Raw genomic sequence first — 17,290 nt, 5'->3', positions numbered from 1 at the left:
GGACGGCCCGTGAGAGTTCGTGTATGATCAAGATGGTACAGCTCCTCCTGCGCGACGACGACATCACCCACGAGGAGTTCAAAGCACGCTGGACGGGCGAGCACGCCGAGATCGCGGCCCAGCTTCCGAACCTGCAGAAGTACGTGACCTCGGTTCCGCGGGACCCCGAGAAGGCCGGCTACGACGGGATCGTCGAACTCTACTTCGAGTCGACCGAGGACCTCGCGGCGGCCTTCGAGTCACCCGAGGGCGAGCGTGTACAGGCCGACGCCCGGGAATTCGTCGACTTCGAGGCCTCGCCGTCGCTGGTCGTCGAGGAGACGGTCCGGCTCGATCACTCCTCGTAGACGATCCCGTCGTCGGCGACGTTCGGCGCGCCGACCGCGAGCAGCCGGGAGTCCTCGCGGGCGATCAGTTGCCGCCACGCGTCGGGCGAGACGACGACGGCGTCGCCCTCGGCCAGCTCGATCGTCTCCCCGTCGACCTCCATCTCGAAGCGCCCGGAGAGCACGACGTACAGCTCCTCCTGTTCGCCCTGCCGGTGGCGGTTGTTCGACTCGCCCGCGGCGTACTCCCAGACGCTTGGGCGCATCTCGGCGGGACGGAGTTCGTACCCGATCGCCCGCAGGCTCGGTTCGATCCCTTCGATCTCCTGTGGACCGACGTCGTCGATACTGCGATGTGTGTACACACGTCCCGTTCGCGAACCGGCGGGAAAAAACCCCGCCGTCGTGTCGATAAATGAAGGAGATGCGAACTATAAGGTGGTTACCGACCGTAGTCCCGATCGATCATGAGCAGCGACGACTCACCCGAGCGTGCCGAGGAGACCGAGACGTGGCCCGAACTCGCGATCAGCCTCTACGACCGGCTGACCGGCCGCGGTGCGGAGATCACCTACGAGTTCGAGGACATGGAGGTCGACGTCCCGAGCAAGACGGGCGAGGACGCCGAATACGCCCACTGGCGGGTTGACGGCACGATGCGGATCAGGACGAAGGACCGCGACTGATGGGTACGGCGCTCGCCGTCGAGGCCGACCTCCGACTCACCGTCGAGGGCCATCCGGTCGAGATCAGCGGCTCCGGAACCCACCTCACGGTCGCCACGTCCTCGCTCCGGGGAGCGATCGCCGTCCTCCGGAGCCTCGGCACGCTCTCGGAACTGGTCGAACCCGTCGGAACCCGGTTCGTCGCGGCGGACCTCTCGGCCGACGTCGAGGTCCGCGGGATCGTGATCGCCCGAATCGGTCCGCACGTCGAGCCCAACGCCCTCTCGCGCGCGCTTGGGGTCGCGCCCGCACGGGTGTGGCCCGGAGCGGTTCTCAGATCCCTCGGGCGGGAACTCAGAGCGTGAGCGTATAGACGACCTCGTCGTACGCGTCGCCCCCGATCGTCGTCTCGCTTTCGCGGTCGGGCTCGAAGCCGAACCCGCGATAGAAGGCGTTTCCCGGTTTGTTCGCCTCGAGCACCATCGCCTCGACGTCCGTACAGCCCCCATCGGCGAGCGCCCCGCACACCGCTTCGAGCAGTCGCGTTCCGACGCCCCGATCCCGGTACTCGGGGTCGACGTAGAGGCGCAACAGCGTGCCCGTCCCCGACTCGCCGACGGCGTGTGCGAAGCCGATCACGCCGTCGTTCCCGCTCGCGACGAGCACGTGTGCATCGTCGCTCCCGATATCGAACGCGAGGCGGTCGGGCCCGTACCACTCCTCGACGGTCTCGACGATCGTCTCCCGACTCAGAATCTCGGGAGAGTCCCGCTCCCACGATCGACGGGCCACGCCGCGGATCCCCTCGATGTCCCCTTCGTCGGCTTCCCGAACGTTCATGCTACCAGGTACCACCCACGGACAGGTAGCCGTTTCGGCGGTCGGCAGGGCACCGACCTCGAACTACCGGGAAGCTAAGTCCTCACGGGGCCCCCTATCGGTATGGGCTTTCACACCTACCCGATCGAGCGCGCCGCCGAGCTTGAGGACCCATCGCGCTACCGGTTCTGCTCGCGCGAGGAGCTGCTGGGTCCGCTCGCGCTCGACGGCACCGAAACCGTCGTGGACCTCGGAAGTGGGACCGGGTTCTACACCGACGACATCGCTCCCTTCGCCGGACGGGTCTACGCCGTCGACCTCCAAGAAGAGATGCACGGGATCTATCGCGAGAAAGGCCTCCCCGAAAACGTCACGCCCGTGACCGCCGACGTGGCCGACCTCCCGTTCGAGGACGGGGAGTGTGACGCCGCCGTGACGACGATGACCTACCACGAGTTCTACAGCGAGGCGGCACTGGCGGAGGTCCGGCGAGTGGTACGTCCGGGTGGACGGGTCGTCGTCGTCGACTGGTCGGCGGCCGGAACGGGCGAGGACGGACCCTCGGTCGATGAGCGCTACGACCTCACGAGCGTACGGGACCAGTTCAATGATTTCGGGCTCGAGGTCGTATTTTCGAACGAACGTCCGGAAACGTTCGTTCTCGTTGCTAGTACTCCTTAGTTTGATCCCGATATTGTAGCCATATATCAGGACAAGCGTTATCGGGTCACACGCGATACGGTCGATCGTGTCCAACCACGACCCGTACAGTCCGGCCGAATCGTACTACGAACGTGTTGAGTGCCAGTACCGCACGACAAGCGCGAAACACCCGGGCACCTGTCCCGAGTGCGACGGCGTACTGTGTAACCTCGCGGTCGCCCGCGAGTGATCCGACGGCGGGAATCGAACGGGACCTCTCGGACCGCCTACGAGAAATCGGGCAGGTCGTCCGGCGGTTCGTAGTCCGACTCCCACTCGATGTAGTCGTTTTTGAGCACGTCACAGACGGTTTGACCCAGTTCGGTCAGTTCGGCGTTGATCGACGAGACGGTGCCCCACGAGTCGAGATCGGGGTGGATCTCCCGCTCGCGCCAGTCCTCGGGGAGGCCCGGCGCGTGGTACCCGACCCGGTCGGCGAACGAATCCCAGAAGAAGTCGAACCGGTCGATCAGTCCGAGTTCGTCGACGATCTCGAACTCGCCTTCGGTGAGATCCGAGTCGGCAGCCCATTCTCCCCACGCCCGGTCCCACGCGCCGTCCCGGAGGAACTGCCCCAATTCCTCGCGACGGTAATCGGTGTCCGAGACGACCTCTACGTCGTCGTACTCGTCGGGATCGATCGCTTGCAACTCCGGCGGATCGGGCGTCGCTACGTCGAGGGTCATATCGCCCGTTACCCCCGCTCACGGAAAACGGCCGTGGTACTGACTCCCGAGGACGTCTCGCGCTACGGATACGTCGATCCCGTTCATACGAACTGATAGTCAACTGACGGTCGTGTTCCGTACGAAGAACAGGACATGTGAAATTAGATAACAGCTAAGTGTCCCATACGCGTCAGTACTGTCGGCGCTCATGGAGGGAGAAAGAACGGTTTCGCGTCGGCGAATTCTGAAGAGTGGGGCGGCGATCGGGGGCGGGATCGGTACGCTGTCGCTCCTCGCTGGAACCGCCGGCGCACAGCCCGAAGAGTACGTCGTCACGCAGATCTATCGGCCGAACGGTCTGTCGACGGATCTCGAAGGTGCGGAGTGTACCGTTTCGAGCAACGACTCGACCAGTCGGCGGTGGTGTCGGTTCTATACGGACCAGTACATCCCCGTCACCATCGACGTCTCCGGCGGCGGAGGGATCGACGATACGGCGGTCCGGTCGCGTGCCGTGCGATTCTGGAGCGACGAACGGGTCGATCAGCTCTCGCTCGGGCGTGGTGATAGTTTCGTCGTCACTGAGGATCGGGGCGACTGCTGTTGTAATCTCGGGACCTATCCCGATTTCAGGACGGTTCACATAGAGCTCTGACTAGCGTCTTCGGTCGGGCCACATTCCTCTTGGACGACGGGAACCGAGAAGCCCGGGTTCCTCGGCCTTCGAGACAGCAGGCTCATCATTCCGCCCACGAAATCTGGCGTATGGATCTGCTCGAGACCTACATCGAGAACCGCGAGATGGTCCAACCCAATCACGCCAACAGCCTCCAGACCGCCCACGGGGGCAACGTCCTGAAGTGGATGGACGAGATCGGCGCGATGAGCGCGATGCGGTTCGCCGGCGAGTCCTGCGTCACCGCCCACATCAACGGGGTCGACTTCGAGCGTCCGATTCAGGTCGGCGACGTCGCGCTGATCGAGGCCTACGTCTACGAGGCCGGGAAATCGAGCGTGAAGGTCCGTCTCCAGACGTTCCGCGAGGACCTCCGAACCGGAAACGCCGAGAAGACCACCGAGTCCTACTTCGTCTACGTCGCGATCGACGAGGACCGCTCGCCGACGTCGGTCCCCGAGCTCACGGTCGGGAGCGAGCGCGGCGAGCGGCTGCGCGAGGAGGCCCTCGCCGGCGAGAACGGCGGGCGCTAACGACTACTGGCCCTTCCACGCCGGGACGTCCATCGCCGAGGTGAGCCGCTGGAAGAGCGATTGGCCACGGGGCGTGCCCTCGGCCACGTCGTACTGGCTGTCGAGGCTCCCGTCGGGGCGGGCCGAAAGCAGCGTCAGGTCCGCGGACTCCGCGAGCGTCGCGACCTCCTCGGAGACGGCCCCGGTCGTGGTGACGACGATCGGGTGGGCATCGACCTCGCGGGCGAGGTCGCGGAACGCCGCGACGCTCTCGCCCGTCGGACGCTCCGCGATCGCGACGACGCGTCGTTCGCCCAGAAGCGGGTCCTTGGCGAAGACGTGGACCGGGTAGGTCGTCCCCTCGCCCTCGACGGTCGTATCGACGCTCACCTCGAAGCGCCTCTCCTCGAGGGTGTCGGCGGCGGTCTCGCGGGCGAGACGGTGGCGTTCGGCCCACTCGCGCCCGTCGTCGGTGATCCGGTAGCGATAGAGCGCACGTTCGATGGTCTCCTCGGGCGGGAACATGTACAGACAGTCCCGACACCATAGGCGGTGTTCGGGCGTCTCGAAGACCTCATTGCACTCCTTGCAGACGTAGCGCTCCGTGCGCTCTAGGTCGTCCTCTCGAACCCGCGTCTCACACTCGGGACAGACGTGTCCGTCCTCGCGCTCGAAGTGCGATTCGGGGGCGCTCGCTCCGCAGGCCCGGTGTTCGACGACGGTCGTCTCGATGGCGTGGGCCGACTCACAGGCCGGACACGCGGTCGTATACTGCATGCCCTGTGCGGAACACTCGGGACAGCTGTAGACCTTCGAGACGAACTCCCCATCGAGAACCCCGCGCGCCCCGAAGCGTTCGAGGACGTCGACGACGGCGGGATCACGATCGTCGAGCAGCCGCTCGGCCGTCGGGTAGTCGATCGATCCGCCGGGTCCCGTCTCGGGCGTGAACTCGCCCTCTCCATCCGAAAGCTCAGTTAACATTCGCAGCTCGCCTGGCGAAACCATGGTCGTATCGGTAGCTTCGTACCGATACGTATAGAACCCACGTATCTGTCCGCCCGCCCGGACCGACCGGTTGGCCGACACTGACGGCCGGTGCCCGGCCCCGCGACGACCGCCTCGTCTGACAACCGGCAGTATAAAAGCGGGGACGTCCAAGGGAGGGTGATGACCGATCGGCAGGTGCCACGGGGGGCCGAGGGCGGTTCGGTCCGCCTCGTGGGCACCGCCCACATCTCCAAGGACAGCGTCACCGAGGTCGAGGAGACCATCGAACGCGAACGTCCCGACGTGGTCGCCGTCGAACTCGACGAGGGGCGCTACCGCCAGATGAAGGGCGAACTCCCCGACGACCTCGATGCCGGCGACCTTTTGCGGGGCAACACCGTCTTTCAGTTCCTCGCGTACTGGATGCTTTCATACGTTCAGACGCGCCTCGGCGAGCGCTTCGACATCGAACCCGGTGCGGACATGCACGCCGCCGTCGAGACCGCAGAATCCCTCGGTCTGGGCGTCGCGCTCGTCGACCGCGAGATCCAGACGACCATTCAGCGGTTCTGGGCGCGAATGACCCTCGTCGAGAAGCTCAAACTCGTCGGCGGCCTCTTTCTGGGGCTGTTCGGCTACGGTACCGACGAGGAGGAACTCGACGTAGAAGAACTGACCGACGCCGACGTGGTGACGGCGATGATGGCGGAGTTTCGTCGATTCAGTCCGGGCGGCGCGGAGGCGCTGATCGACGAACGCGACGCCTACATCGCGCACAAACTGCTCGCGCTCCGTACCGCGGGCCACGACGTGATCGCGGTCGTCGGGGCGGGCCACCGCGAGGGGATTGAACGCTATCTCGCGGACCCCGAGAGCCTGCCGCCGATGGACTCGCTCGTCGGTACCCAGAAGGGGCGGCGCTTCTCGATCTACAAGGCCGTCGGCTACCTGATCGCCCTCGGCTTTCTCGTCTTTTTCTTCCTGCTCGTGATGGCCGGCGCACAGAACGACTTCCTCTTGCGGGTCTTTGCGACGTGGTTCCTCTTCAACGGCGTCTTCGCCTTCGCGCTCGCGAAACTCGCGGGCGCACACTGGCCGAGCGCGACCGTCGGCGGCGCGATCGCGTGGATGACGAGCGTCAACCCGCTTTTGGCACCGGGCTGGTTCGCGGGCTACGTCGAACTACGCTACCAGCGGGTCAACGTCGCCGACATCGGGACCTTGAACGAGATCCTCGCGGACGAGGAGAGCCCGATCCGCGATCTCTTCGGGCGGATGCTCGACGTTCCCCTCTTTCGGCTGATCGCGGTCGTCGCCGCGACGAACATCGGAAGCATCATCGCGACGCTGTTGTTTCCGCTGGTCGTGTTGCCGTGGCTCGCAAACGACATCGGCGGGGTCGGCGCGATCGGCGACCTGATGATCGAGGGTGCACGAAACAGCGCCGAACTGATCTGGGGAGTGTTCGCATGAGCGCGATCGCCGGGATTCGCTTCGGCAGTCGGGAGATCAAGGACTTGCTGATCGCGTGGGTCGCCCTTGGGGTTGCGTTCGCCCTCTTTTTCGCCGGCGGGGCGGCGGGCGTCCAGCGCGGCGGGTTCCTCCCGCTCTTGCTCATCAGTATGCTCACCGCCGGGGTCGGCTTTCTGCTTCACGAACTCGCCCACAAGGTCGTCGCCGTTAATTTCGGCCAACAGGCGGCGTTCAGAGCCGACTACGGGATGTTGGGGCTCGCGGTCCTCAGCGCGATGGCCGGGTTCATCTTCGCCGCCCCCGGCGCGGTCTACCACCGTGGGCGGATCACCAAACGTGAAAATGGCCTGATCGCCGTCGCCGGGCCCGTGACGAACCTCGCGCTCGCCGTGCTGTTCGCCCCCTTACTACTCGTCCCCGTCGAGTTCGTCTTCCGGTTGGGACTCTACGGTGTAGGGATCAACCTCCTGCTGGCGGCGTTCAACATGATCCCGTTCGGCCCGCTCGACGGGAAAACGGTCCTCTCGTGGAGCCTGCCCGCCTTCCTGCTCGCGTTCGGCGTGAGCGTGGGACTCGCCGTCGGGACGGCCGCCTTCTTTTTCCTGTAACCGACGAACCCGGTCACAGGACTCATTCGACCGGAACACACCGTTCCGTCCGCTGTCGGGCGCGCGCTGCCAGCCGTTCGACCCGCTCGTCGGTTGCAGGATGCGTCGAGAATACCCGCTCTAGCAGGCCCTCCTCGCGTCCGATCGGGAGCCGGAACGGGCCCACACGGGGCTGGGAGGCGTGTTCGATCCGCCGGAGTGCCCGGGCGAGCGCGAGCGGATCGCCAGTCACCTCCGCGGCACGGTCGTCAGCGGCGATCTCTCGCCGACGCGAGCGGGCGCGGGCAAGCGCCGTGATCAGGAAGACCGCGAGGCCGACCCCCGCACCCAGCGCTGCCCGCACCCGGAGAACGGGGTTGTCCCGGCGGCCGGTCAGCAGGGCGAGCCCGTATCCGATTCCCGTGAGCGCGAGGGCGAGCGGGGCCGCGAGGACGAGGGCCACGCCCAGCACGGTCTGGACAGCCGACGAGACCAGCGCCCGGACCAGCCCGTCGTCGTTCTCGAGATGGGCGAGTTCGTGGGCGACGATCGCGGTCAGTTCGTCGGCGTCGAGCAGTCGGAACAGCCCGACGTCGAGGACGAGTGCGCCCCGTCTGGAACTGCCCATCGCGAGGGCATTCGGTGCCCCCAGCGACGCCACGAACAGGTCGGGCCGGTCGAGGTCCATCGACCCGGCGAGCGCATCGATCTGCCGGTGGAGCCGGGGGGCGCGGCCGGGGCCGAGCGGACGGGCGTCGAGGCTCCGGAGTGACCCCGTCGTGCCGACGCGATAGCTCAGGTAGCCCGAAAACAGGGTACTGACCAGTAGCGCCGCGATGATGGCCAGCGGGTCGAGTGCACCAACGACGATAGCCAGGCCGCGGTAGAGCAGATAGGCGGCCCCGAGATACCCTCCCACTACGGAGAGGCCGAGCAGGGTGGCGAGCGTGCGGCGTCCCATACGTGATGTAGGGGAAGCGGACGCAAAACGCGTATCGGACCCGAGAACCGAAACGGTGGGCTTTTGCCCGCACCGCACACCGGCTCTGCCATGAGCGAGGACGAGGGCGAGGGCGCAGGGGAACTCACGTATTCGGACGCGGGCGTCGACATCGCCGACAGCGAAGCGGCAACGGCGGCGCTCGTCTCCGCGGTCGGCCAATCGGAGGGCGATTACGCGGGCCTGCTCGACATCGGCGAGCGGTATCTGGCGCTGGCGACCGACGGAGTGGGAACGAAACTGCTCGTCGCTGAAGCCCTCTCGGACTACTCGACGATCGGCATCGACTGCATCGCAATGAACGCGAACGACTTGGTCGCGGCGGGGGTCGAGCCGGTCGCGTTCGTCGACTACCTCGCAGTCGAGGCTCCCGACGAGGGGATCGCACAACAGGTCGGCGAAGGCCTCTCATCAGGAGCCGAGGCGGCAGGTCTCGCGCTGGTCGGCGGCGAGACCGCGGTGATGCCCGACGTGATTCGGGGACTGGACCTCGCGGGGACCTGTGCGGGCCTCGCGCCGAAGGACGCCGTTTTCGAGGGATGTGCGGAGCCGGGCGATACGCTCGTCGGGTGGGCCTCCTCGGGCATTCACTCGAACGGGCTGACGCTCGCCCGCGAGGCCGCGAGCCGCGATGACGACTACGACGACGAGTTCCCCCACGAGGGCTACGATACCGTAGGCGAGGCGTTGTTGGAACCTACTCGGATCTACACCGACCTGCTCGAACCGATGCGCTCGCATGGAACCCGTGGCGCGGCCCACATCACCGGCGGCGGTTGGACGAACCTCGACCGCCTCGGCGAGCACCGGTACGAAATCGAAGACCCCCATCCGGCCCAGCCGGTCTTCGAGTTCGTTCAGTCCGCAGGAATCTCCGACGAGGAGATGCACCGCACCTTCAACATGGGGACGGGCTTCGTCGCGGCGATCCCCGATGCCGGGGATGCGGAGGCACTAGCCGACGAGACGGACGGCCGGGTGATCGGCCGGGTCGAGGAAGGGAGCGGCGTCGCGATCCGTGGACTCTCGCTCTAGAAAACCGAGCGGTCCTCGACCGAGTCGACCTCCTCGTTGAGGATCGCGACGAGGTTCGCGTACGGGACGAACGCGATCAGTTCGTCCTCGTCGGTGTAGAGTTCGACGCCGTTTTCGACCTGTTCGTAGCTCGCACAGTTGAAGTCACCTTCGGGAAGGATCGCGCGGAACATGGTATCAGTACGCGCGGCAAGCACTTTAACGTATCACCGCGAAACCCTGTGGTCAGCCGAAACCCGGTCGGCGGACCGGCGCGGCTCCGCCGCGCCGGATATTTGGAGGGATTTTTCGAGTAGCGCGGGAGCAGGGCTCCTGTGGACCATAGAACGGCGATAAAGCCGCGGTGAGCGGAGAGTGGTTCTCACAGCACGGCTTATCACCGCGCGGAGAAACTCGACGAGAAAAAGCCCCGCTAGCAGCGCCGCTCGCAGATCCGGTCGATGATCCGACCCGTCGAGAGCAGTTCCTCCTCGTGGGCAGGTTCGCGCCCCGAGGCGCGCCGGATGGAACAGTCGATCCCGCGTTCGTCGAGCGCGCGCTCGATCCCTTCCTCGTCGTGGTGCTGGTCGTGGCCCAAGACGATCACGTCGGGGTCGATCTCCTCGATGGGGACGAAGATGTCGGATTCGTGGCCCAACAAAGCGTGATCGACGGCGTCGAGGGCGGCGACCAGATCGCGCCGTTGGCGGCCGTCGATGATCGGGGGATCCTTGTGGGTGACGTTTGCGCTCCGGGCGATGATGACGTACAGCTCCTCGCCCATCCGGGCGGCCTCCTCGAGGTAGTGGACGTGTCCCGGATGGAGGATGTCGAAGGTGCCCTGTGCCAGCGCCCTCACCATCGTCGCCGTCCCTCCTCTTTCAGTTCGCGGTCGATGTCCTCCTGATCGAAGTCGAAAAACCGTTCCTCGGGAAGCGAAACGTCGAGGACGGCCAGATCACGGACCTCTCCCCTCGAATCGAACGCTTTCCAGCAGTTTCGCCGGTAGGGCGCGCCGATGATGATGTGGACCGAGCCGCGGCCGAACGTCGCCAGGTCGGCGTCGCTCGGTTCGAGCACGCCGTTCGGATGGGAGTGGATCGAACCGATCCCTCGAACGTCGTTGGGGATCATGTTCGTCTTGACGGTCGCGCTCACGGGGTTCGACTCGGTACCCGGAATCACGAGGACGTCGGTGACGACGGTTCCCTCGCGATCCAGCCCGAGTTTGCTGGCGTCCTCGCCCCGGAGCATCCCCATGTACTCGTCGGGATGGGTCTCCTCGGAGGCTGAAAGGGCGAAATCGAGGGTGTCGGCCGCGATGCCGATGATCTCGCCGGATCGGAACAGCGACCGGAACAGTCCCATGCCCCATTCTCGCCCCCGGCGCGTACTAACGGTTGCGAAAGTCAAGATGGTCGGCTGCAACTGTGTGCTCAGATTCGTCGATAGATGCTGGCGAATTCATACGTGAACCCCCAGCCGACCGGGCGAGTCCGCTTGACAACGGTTAAACGGGGCGCTCCCAAAAGGGTGGCATAATGACAGCAGAACCCAGGATCGACGGTGAAACCGTCGTCTACGAGTTACATCCCGCGAGCACGGTCGAGGAGGTCGAGTCGGACCGAGCGTATCTGGCGACGGTAAACGGCGTCGTCGAATACGGCGTCTTCGTCGACCTCTCCGAGGAAGTCTCCGGTCTCGTCCACGAATCGTCCCTCGAGTCCGACTACGCGGTCGGCGACCGATTGGTCGTCACGCTCGAACAGGTCCGCGACAACGGCGACGTCGCCTTCTCCCCCGCCGGAATCGACCCCGAGTCGGCGACGATCGAAACGCTCGAACACAGCTACGAGATCACCCGCGCAGCCGACCTCGATACCGGCGATTCGAGCCACCTCGAAGGCGAGGTCGTCCAGATCAAACAGACGGGCGGCCCGACGGTCTTTCAGGTCCGTGACGGGAGCGGCGTCGTCCCCTGTACCGCCTTCGAGGGTGCGGGCGTCCGGGCGTACCCCGACATCGAGGTCGGCGACCTCGTCCACGTGTCCGGACAGGTCGAGCGCCGAAACGGCGGCCGACAGGTCGAAGTCGAGGAGCTAGACGTCCTCGACGGGGAACGAGAAACCGATGCGAGAGCGCGACTCGAGGCAGCACTCGACGAGCGAGCGACGCCTCACGAGATCGAGCCTCTCATCGAGTGGCCCGCGCTCGACCCCCTCCTCCCGGGGCTCGAGGAGGTCGCCGAACTGATCCGGCGCACGGTTCTGGAGGGGCGCCCGATCCGGATGCGCCACCACGCCGACGGCGACGGGATGTGCGCCGCGGTGCCGGTCGCGATCGCCATCGAGCGCTTCATCGAGGCGGTCCACGAGGACCCCGACGCCGCTCAGCACCTGCTCAAACGCCTGCCGAGCAAGGCCCCCTTCTACGAGATGGAGGACGCCACCCGGGATCTCAACTACTCGCTTGGCGACCGGGCGCGCCACGGCCAGAAGCTTCCGCTCCTCCTCATGCTCGACAACGGCAGCACCGAGGAGGACGTGCCTGCCTACGAGACGCTCGCCCACTACGACATCCCGATCGCCGCCGTCGACCACCACCACCCCGACCCCGAAGCGGTCGAGGACCTGCTTGCGGCCCACGTCAACCCCTACCTCCACGGCGATGACTACCGCATCACGACGGGCATGCTCTGTGTCGAACTCGCGCGGATGATCGACCCGACGATCACCGACGAGCTGCGCCACGTCCCCGCGGTCGCGGGCATCGCCGACCGCTCGAAGGCAGACGCTATGGAGCGGTACCTCGAACTCGCCCGCGAGGAGGGCTACGACCAAGGCGATCTCGAGGACATCAGCGAGGCGCTCGATTACGCCGCCCACTGGCTGCGCTACAGCGCCGGCCGGTCGCTCATCGCGGACGTCCTCGACCTGAGCGACGGCCAGTACCACGCGGATCTCGTCGAGTTCCTCGCCGAGCGAGCACAGCGTGACATCGACGAGCAACTCGATGCCGCCATGCCGCATCTCGAACGTGACCGACTGGACAACGGCGCACACCTTTGTCGGATCGACGTCGAGAACCACGCCCACCGCTTTACGTTCCCCGCACCGGGAACGACGACCGGCGAGATCCACGACCGGATCGTCGAGGAGACCGGCGACCCCGTGATCACGATCGGCTACGGTCCCGACTTCGCCGTGTTGCGCTCCGATGGCGTGCGTCTGGACATCCCGCAGATGGTGAACGAGCTCGTAGAAGAGATCGACGGCGGCGGGGTTTCGGGCGGCGGTCACCTCGTGGTCGGGTCGATCAAGTTCGTCAAGGGGATGCGCGAGGAGGTACTGGACGCGCTGGTCGAGAAGATGAGCCAGGCCGAACTCGACGAGGCGCTCTCGAGCGCCGAAACAGCCACGGATCACTGACCCTCGAACCGGAGCAGTCGCGAGCCGATCAGGACGGCGCTACCGACCGCGAACGCGACTCCGAGGCCGATTCCGACGGGTATGGAGGGCTTCGTCTCACCTTCCCAGTCGGCGTCGAACACCGCCGTGAAGTGACGCGAGATCCCTCGGCTCTCGACGATCAACGCCACCTCGCGGTTGTTCTCGACCGAATTTTCGTTCCAGTTGATGCTTCCGACCATCGCCGTTCGGTCGTCGACGACCACGCCCTTGGCGTGGACCTTCGCGAACGCGTCCGACTCGGCCAGTCGCGCTTCGATGGGTAAATTTCCGTTCTCGGCCTGATCCTCGATCCAGCGGACGAGTTCGCGGTTTTCCTCTTCGACGTACCACGACGAATCGAGCAGGATCCGCACCTCGACACCGCGCTCTGCGGCCGCGACCGCCTCCCTGAGGAAGGCGTGATCGTGAGCGATCGTCGCCTGCTTGATCCGGTCGACTCCTCGGCGCTCCGTATGAGCGCGGTCGTCTCCTCGTCTGCGTTGTCCGGTGCCGTGACGACCCGGACCGACTCGACCTCGCTCGTGGCGGGGTCGAACTCGCTCGGGAACGTCCCCTCTGGGGGCTCCTCGGCGACGAGTTCGCCGGCGAGCGAGCGGTCCCACGTCGCGGTGTCCTCCCAGCCAGCGTCGGCCTCGAAGACGGTCGCGAGTTCCTCGGCGACCGACCCGCTCTCGACGACGACCCCCCAGCCACGGCTCGCACCGCCGCCGGTTCCGGACGGTTTCCAGTTCTCCGTCATCACGAGTGCGCGGTCGTCGACGACCGCGTATTTCGGGTGGTGAAACCGGTACCGGGTCGACGGGCCGTCGAAGATCCGAACCTCGATCCCACTCGCGAAGAGCCAATCGAGCGCCCGCGCCTCGGCCTCGGTCTGTCCGCCGACGGGTGTGCCGTCGACCAGCACGCGCACCTCGACGCCCCGTTCGTGGGCCGCAAGGAGCGCCTCGGTCGCGCGCTCGGAGTGAAAGGAGTACCCCGCGAGGTAGAGGCGCTCGTCGGCCGCTCGGAGGGTGTCGGGACCTCGGGCAAGTCGGGCAGGACGAACGCCGTCGCACGCTCCGCGGGGAGGTCACGCGCTTCGAAATCCGTCGCACCTCGGTGCCGCCACTCCCAACCACCATCGGCCAGAAGCCACCGCTCGCCCTCCGGTGCGCGCTCGTAGGTCGTCTCGTCGACGGGTTCACCTCTGCGGACGAGCCGGATCGTCTCGCCGGTCTGGGCCATCGCGAAGTGCTCGGGCAGTTCGTAGACGGGAGCCGAAACCTTCTCGCGGGTTATCTCGGGGGCGCGACTGAACGCCACGGATCCCGAGACGGTCCCGTTGCCGAGCGGCGTCGTCGTCTTACCATCGGTCAACGAAAACGCTGAGAGGTCGCTCCCGGGAGCGAACTCGACGACGACGTACTCGCCCGCGTTGTCCGCGTGAACGGTGTTAGGATACACCTCGACGATGGTCGGCGCGGCCGGCGCGGCGGCGGCACTCGCGACGCCGAAACACGAAACGACGAGCAGACAGACGAGGAGGGGGCGCGCCCGGGACACGCGCCGACTGGTCCCGTCACCGTATAAAAACGTTCCTCAGACGACCTTCTGGGCTTCGGCCTGTACGAGGAAGGCCCGGTCGTCCGCGTAGGGTTCGACCGCGTCGAGCGCTTCTCGGGTTCCGATCTGGTTGAGCGCCCACGCGGCGCTCGCACGCACCGTATCGGAGTCGTCGTTCTCGAGGACGTCCGACAGCGGTGAGATCGCACGGGTATCGCCGATCAGTCCCAGCGACCGGGCGGCGGCGCTTCTGACCTCATCGTTCTCCGAGGTGAGCCGATCCGCGACGGCTTGGGTGGCGTCCTCGCTTCCGATCTCGCCGAGTGCCTTGAGCGTCACGAGTTGGAGTTTCGGATTGCCGTCGGCCTCGGCGTACTCGGCGAGCATCTCGACCGACTCCTCGCTCCCGATCTTCCCGAGGGCCGTGACCGCGGGCTTGTTGCGTTTCTGTGCGCGCTGGGTCATGACGTCGAGGGCTTCGACCGAGCCCATCCGCGTGAGCGACTCGACGCAGTGGCGTTCCATGAACTCCGAGCCGAGTTGGTCGAGCGCGAGCAGGATCGGTTCGGCCTCGCCGCGCTTCTCGTAGACCTTGATCGCGTGCCACTCGGGTGGGTAGTCCTTTCGGTGATCGAGCACGTCGTAAAAACCGTGGGCAGCGAGCTTCTCGCGTGTACTCAGGTCGTCCCACGCCTCGGCGGCGTCGATGCCCGACTGGAGTTCCTCGACCGCCTCGAGCAGCGCGGCGATGGTTTCGGCGTCCTCGTCGGGATCGAGCGAGGCGTCGCCGACCGCCGCCGCGGCGGTTTCGAGCGTCGCGACGAGGCTCGCGGGTTCATCGCCTTCGAGAGTGAGGTCGGTCCCGAGGATCTCGTTTTCGGCCTCGACGAACCCCTCTACAGGCGAGACGAGTTCGCCCTCGCCCGTCTCGGTCCACCGGGTCTCCTCGATGGTCGTGCCGGCCTCCTCGATTCCCTCGATGACGTCCTCGCTGTAGGGTCCGCGCTGGGACTCGAGGTCGTCCTGCAGGTCTGAGAGGCGCGATTCGAGTGCCTCCTGGGGGTCGTCTGCGTCCTCGTCGGGTTCGGGCAGGTCGGCCTCCTCGAGATCGTTACCGATCGAGACGAGGGTCGCGGAAACGCCGTCGAGGTCCGATTCGGTCTCGGCCTCCTCTAAGGCGGCCTCCGCGCCGTCGAGGCGCTCGGAGAGCGTCTCCTCGGTCAGCGGCTCGGCCAGTTCGGTCGACTCCTCCTCGTCGGCGTCTCCCTCGTCGTCCGCCTCCGATTCGTCCTTGCCGCCCGCTTCGTCGGTCTCTTCTGCCTGCTCCTCGCCCTCGTTTCCGTCATCGGATGTGGTGCTCTCGTCGTCTTCCTCGGGTTCCTCGCTCGCCTCACCCTCGTCGTTTCCTTCGGCTTCGTCGCCTTCGACCGGTTCGTCGTTGACCTGTTCTCCCGGTGCCTCGCCGTCCGATGCCGTTTCCTCGGCGTCGTCGGGGGAAACCGCCTCGCTCTCGTCGGACGGAGCCTCGTCCTCGCTCATACCGAGAAGTCCGGTCGAACGGCCTATGAGCGTTTCCCTTCCCCTTCGCGCTCGGCCTCCCCCCAATAGATCCACGGTCCCAAAAGGAGGTACGCGAGCGACAGAGTCAACAGCGCAACGGGGAACATCCCGCCCTGAAAGTCAGGGATCAGAACGGCCAATACGTGGACGACCCCCATCAACAGGGCGTCGCGTGCGAGCAGGTCGGGGTACTCGATTGGCGAGACCATCAGGTAACAGAACATCCCGGTGATCGCGAGCACCGCAACCGGTGACTCGATACCCGCGAGAACCGCCGCCCCGAGCGTGGTCGCCGCGAGGGTGCTCGGCGTGCCAAGCGTCGTCGTGCGGGTCGCGTCGTAGGCCGTATACAGCCCCAACCGGACGACCGCCATCGCGACGAACAGCGCGGGGACCCCGAAGGCGACGACCGCACCGAGACCGCCCACTACCGCGTCTTCGGCGAGCGCGATCACCAGCATCGCGGGGGCGACCCCGAAGGAGGCGACATCGGCCAACGAGTCGAGATACGGGCCCGCCCGGGTGCCGCCGTAGCGCCGGGCGAGCACGCCGTCGACTCCATCGAGAACCGCCGCGAGCAGGACGAACTGCGCCGCGACCGCCACGTCGACCGCCGCGACCGCCGCCGCCAGAAAGCCGAGTGCGGCGTTGCCGACAGTGACCGCGTCTGCAACCCCCAACCGGCCGACGAAACGGGGCGCCAACTCCATATCTCCCGCTCGCACACCGCCCCTTTATCGGTTGTGGATCCTCGCGGCGTCGATCGGATGACGTGACGGTCGTGGGGGGGTTGGCGTCCCGTCGGAGCGGGAGCCGACCGACAGCCTATAGGCTCGCCGGAACCGAATCGGTAGTATGCAACGGCGTGCGTTTCTCGCTGCCGTCGGGGGCGGCTCACTCGCCGTCTTGGGGGGCTGTACCGCCATCACGAGCCTGACCGAGAGCCACGACATCGGGATGAGCGCCCACGAGTTCCTCCCCGATTCCTACACCGTCGAGGTCGGCGACACAGTGGTCTGGGAGAACACCGGCTCGCGCGCCCACACGATCACCGCCTACGACGGCGGCCAACCCGAGGGCGCGGCGTTCTTCTCGACTGGCGAGTTCGAGAGCGAGACCGCGGCCCGGAAGGCGTGGCGCGACAATCGGACGGGTTCGATCTACACCGGCGAGCGGTTCGAACGCACCTTCGAGGTGCCGGGGCAACACCACTACTTCTGCATCCCACACGAACGCGGCGGGATGGTCGCACGGATCGTCGTCGAAGAATAGCGCGCCGATTCGGT

The 17,290-nt window shown here is 66.3% G+C and carries 23 protein-coding genes and 1 pseudogene; 12 read left to right on the top strand and 12 right to left on the bottom strand.

Features of this window, described 5'->3' with window-relative positions:
- Positions 1–23 precede the first annotated feature (23 nt).
- The gene (locus HAPAU_RS10540; protein WP_066382399.1) at positions 24–347 is read left to right on the top strand and encodes an EthD domain-containing protein; all 324 of its coding nucleotides are present in this window, start codon (positions 24–26) and stop codon (positions 345–347) included.
- Here the strand turns inward: HAPAU_RS10540 and HAPAU_RS10535 are convergent.
- On the bottom strand, positions 335–691 hold the full coding sequence (locus tag HAPAU_RS10535) for a cupin domain-containing protein (protein WP_066382397.1): 357 nt from the start codon (positions 689–691) through the stop codon (positions 335–337). The genes HAPAU_RS10540 and HAPAU_RS10535 overlap by 13 nt on opposite strands.
- 102 nt (positions 692–793) lie before the next feature.
- Between HAPAU_RS10535 and HAPAU_RS10530 the strand changes: the two genes are divergently transcribed.
- Both HAPAU_RS10530 and HAPAU_RS10525 read left to right on the top strand, forming a co-directional pair.
- Entirely contained in the window at positions 794–1,012 is a 219-nt protein-coding gene (locus tag HAPAU_RS10530; protein ID WP_066382392.1) for a hypothetical protein, read from the top strand.
- Positions 1,012–1,356 (top strand): hypothetical protein, encoded by a 345-nt coding sequence (locus tag HAPAU_RS10525; RefSeq protein WP_066382390.1) that lies wholly within the window; start codon positions 1,012–1,014, stop codon positions 1,354–1,356. The genes HAPAU_RS10530 and HAPAU_RS10525 overlap by 1 nt, the downstream gene beginning before the upstream one ends.
- Here the strand turns inward: HAPAU_RS10525 and HAPAU_RS10520 are convergent.
- Positions 1,346–1,831 (bottom strand): GNAT family N-acetyltransferase, encoded by a 486-nt coding sequence (locus HAPAU_RS10520; protein ID WP_066382388.1) that lies wholly within the window; start codon positions 1,829–1,831, stop codon positions 1,346–1,348. The two genes, HAPAU_RS10525 and HAPAU_RS10520, sit on opposite strands and share 11 nt — an antisense overlap.
- Before the next feature lie 102 nt (positions 1,832–1,933).
- Here HAPAU_RS10520 and HAPAU_RS10515 point away from each other — a divergent pair, with 102 nt between their 5' ends.
- Both HAPAU_RS10515 and HAPAU_RS20930 read left to right on the top strand, forming a co-directional pair.
- Positions 1,934–2,491, top strand: a complete 558-nt coding sequence (locus HAPAU_RS10515) for a class I SAM-dependent methyltransferase (RefSeq protein ID WP_066382386.1) — start codon at positions 1,934–1,936, stop codon at positions 2,489–2,491.
- Between the two features lie 67 nt (positions 2,492–2,558).
- Entirely contained in the window at positions 2,559–2,702 is a 144-nt protein-coding gene (locus HAPAU_RS20930; protein WP_157078450.1) for a rubrerythrin-like domain-containing protein, read from the top strand.
- 37 nt (positions 2,703–2,739) lie between these two features.
- Here the strand turns inward: HAPAU_RS20930 and HAPAU_RS10510 are convergent, their stop codons facing one another.
- A complete protein-coding gene (locus HAPAU_RS10510; protein WP_066382384.1) occupies positions 2,740–3,198 on the bottom strand; it encodes a hypothetical protein in 459 nt (152 codons plus the stop codon).
- A gap of 190 nt (positions 3,199–3,388) precedes the next feature.
- Here HAPAU_RS10510 and HAPAU_RS10505 point away from each other — a divergent pair, with 190 nt between their 5' ends.
- Positions 3,389–3,835, top strand: a complete 447-nt coding sequence (locus tag HAPAU_RS10505) for a hypothetical protein (RefSeq protein WP_066382382.1) — start codon at positions 3,389–3,391, stop codon at positions 3,833–3,835.
- Between the two features lie 110 nt (positions 3,836–3,945).
- Positions 3,946–4,389, top strand: coding sequence for an acyl-CoA thioesterase (locus tag HAPAU_RS10500; protein WP_066382381.1), 444 nt, complete (start codon positions 3,946–3,948; stop codon positions 4,387–4,389).
- 3 nt (positions 4,390–4,392) lie between these two features.
- On the opposite strand, the gene HAPAU_RS10495 is transcribed toward HAPAU_RS10500, so the two are convergent.
- Complete coding sequence (locus HAPAU_RS10495) at positions 4,393–5,352, bottom strand: TackOD1 domain-containing metal-binding protein (protein ID WP_245634075.1); 960 nt, start codon at positions 5,350–5,352, stop codon at positions 4,393–4,395.
- 186 nt (positions 5,353–5,538) lie between these two features.
- Here HAPAU_RS10495 and HAPAU_RS10490 point away from each other — a divergent pair, with 186 nt between their 5' ends.
- Both HAPAU_RS10490 and HAPAU_RS10485 read left to right on the top strand, forming a co-directional pair.
- The gene (locus tag HAPAU_RS10490; RefSeq protein WP_066382380.1) at positions 5,539–6,831 is read left to right on the top strand and encodes a TraB/GumN family protein; all 1,293 of its coding nucleotides are present in this window, start codon (positions 5,539–5,541) and stop codon (positions 6,829–6,831) included.
- Positions 6,828–7,439 (top strand): Zn-dependent protease, encoded by a 612-nt coding sequence (locus tag HAPAU_RS10485; RefSeq protein ID WP_066382378.1) that lies wholly within the window; start codon positions 6,828–6,830, stop codon positions 7,437–7,439. The genes HAPAU_RS10490 and HAPAU_RS10485 overlap by 4 nt, the downstream gene beginning before the upstream one ends.
- Positions 7,440–7,461: 22 nt before the next feature.
- Here the strand turns inward: HAPAU_RS10485 and HAPAU_RS10480 are convergent, their stop codons facing one another.
- A complete protein-coding gene (locus tag HAPAU_RS10480) occupies positions 7,462–8,379 on the bottom strand; it encodes a M48 family metallopeptidase (protein ID WP_066382376.1) in 918 nt (305 codons plus the stop codon).
- 90 nt (positions 8,380–8,469) lie between these two features.
- On the opposite strand from HAPAU_RS10480, the gene purM reads away from it, so the two are divergent.
- Positions 8,470–9,453, top strand: a complete 984-nt coding sequence (purM, locus tag HAPAU_RS10475; protein WP_066382374.1) for a phosphoribosylformylglycinamidine cyclo-ligase — start codon at positions 8,470–8,472, stop codon at positions 9,451–9,453.
- Here purM and HAPAU_RS21655 read toward each other — a convergent pair.
- The 3 genes from HAPAU_RS21655 to HAPAU_RS10465 all read right to left on the bottom strand — a co-directional run bounded on the left by HAPAU_RS21655 (position 9,450) and on the right by HAPAU_RS10465 (position 10,800).
- Positions 9,450–9,626, bottom strand: a complete 177-nt coding sequence (locus HAPAU_RS21655) for a hypothetical protein (protein ID WP_169802642.1) — start codon at positions 9,624–9,626, stop codon at positions 9,450–9,452. The genes purM and HAPAU_RS21655 overlap by 4 nt on opposite strands.
- A 239-nt stretch (positions 9,627–9,865) precedes the next feature.
- Positions 9,866–10,294 carry an adenylyltransferase/cytidyltransferase family protein gene (locus HAPAU_RS10470; RefSeq protein ID WP_066382372.1) on the bottom strand — a complete coding sequence of 143 codons (429 nt, stop codon included), beginning with the start codon at positions 10,292–10,294 and terminating at the stop codon, positions 9,866–9,868.
- Positions 10,288–10,800 carry a Mov34/MPN/PAD-1 family protein gene (locus HAPAU_RS10465; protein WP_066382370.1) on the bottom strand — a complete coding sequence of 171 codons (513 nt, stop codon included), beginning with the start codon at positions 10,798–10,800 and terminating at the stop codon, positions 10,288–10,290. The genes HAPAU_RS10470 and HAPAU_RS10465 overlap by 7 nt, the downstream gene beginning before the upstream one ends.
- Before the next feature lie 173 nt (positions 10,801–10,973).
- Here HAPAU_RS10465 and HAPAU_RS10460 point away from each other — a divergent pair, with 173 nt between their 5' ends.
- Complete coding sequence (locus HAPAU_RS10460; RefSeq protein WP_066382368.1) at positions 10,974–12,860, top strand: DHH family phosphoesterase; 1,887 nt, start codon at positions 10,974–10,976, stop codon at positions 12,858–12,860.
- Here the strand turns inward: HAPAU_RS10460 and HAPAU_RS22260 are convergent.
- From HAPAU_RS22260 to HAPAU_RS10445, 4 genes and pseudogenes are all read right to left on the bottom strand, one after another.
- A complete protein-coding gene (locus HAPAU_RS22260; protein WP_245634074.1) occupies positions 12,854–13,504 on the bottom strand; it encodes a phospholipase D-like domain-containing protein in 651 nt (216 codons plus the stop codon). The genes HAPAU_RS10460 and HAPAU_RS22260 overlap by 7 nt on opposite strands.
- An 83-nt stretch (positions 13,505–13,587) precedes the next feature.
- Positions 13,588–13,854, bottom strand: a pseudogene (locus HAPAU_RS22255) (phospholipase D-like domain-containing protein); the annotation flags it as partial.
- Between the two features lie 626 nt (positions 13,855–14,480).
- Positions 14,481–15,983: a HEAT repeat domain-containing protein gene (locus HAPAU_RS10450; RefSeq protein WP_084383698.1), complete on the bottom strand. Its 1,503-nt coding sequence runs from the start codon at positions 15,981–15,983 to the stop codon at positions 14,481–14,483.
- Positions 15,984–16,006: 23 nt separating this feature from the next.
- The gene (locus HAPAU_RS10445; protein WP_066383200.1) at positions 16,007–16,708 is read right to left on the bottom strand and encodes a protein sorting system archaetidylserine synthase; all 702 of its coding nucleotides are present in this window, start codon (positions 16,706–16,708) and stop codon (positions 16,007–16,009) included.
- A gap of 151 nt (positions 16,709–16,859) precedes the next feature.
- Between HAPAU_RS10445 and HAPAU_RS10440 the strand changes: the two genes are divergently transcribed.
- A complete protein-coding gene (locus tag HAPAU_RS10440; protein ID WP_066382366.1) occupies positions 16,860–17,276 on the top strand; it encodes a cupredoxin domain-containing protein in 417 nt (138 codons plus the stop codon).
- Positions 17,277–17,290 lie beyond the last annotated feature (14 nt).

The organism is Halalkalicoccus paucihalophilus (assembly GCF_001593955.1).
Classification (GTDB): domain Archaea; phylum Halobacteriota; class Halobacteria; order Halobacteriales; family Halalkalicoccaceae; genus Halalkalicoccus; species Halalkalicoccus paucihalophilus.
Note: the sequence above shows the minus strand (reverse complement) of the source record. Positions and strands in the feature narration are given on the sequence as shown.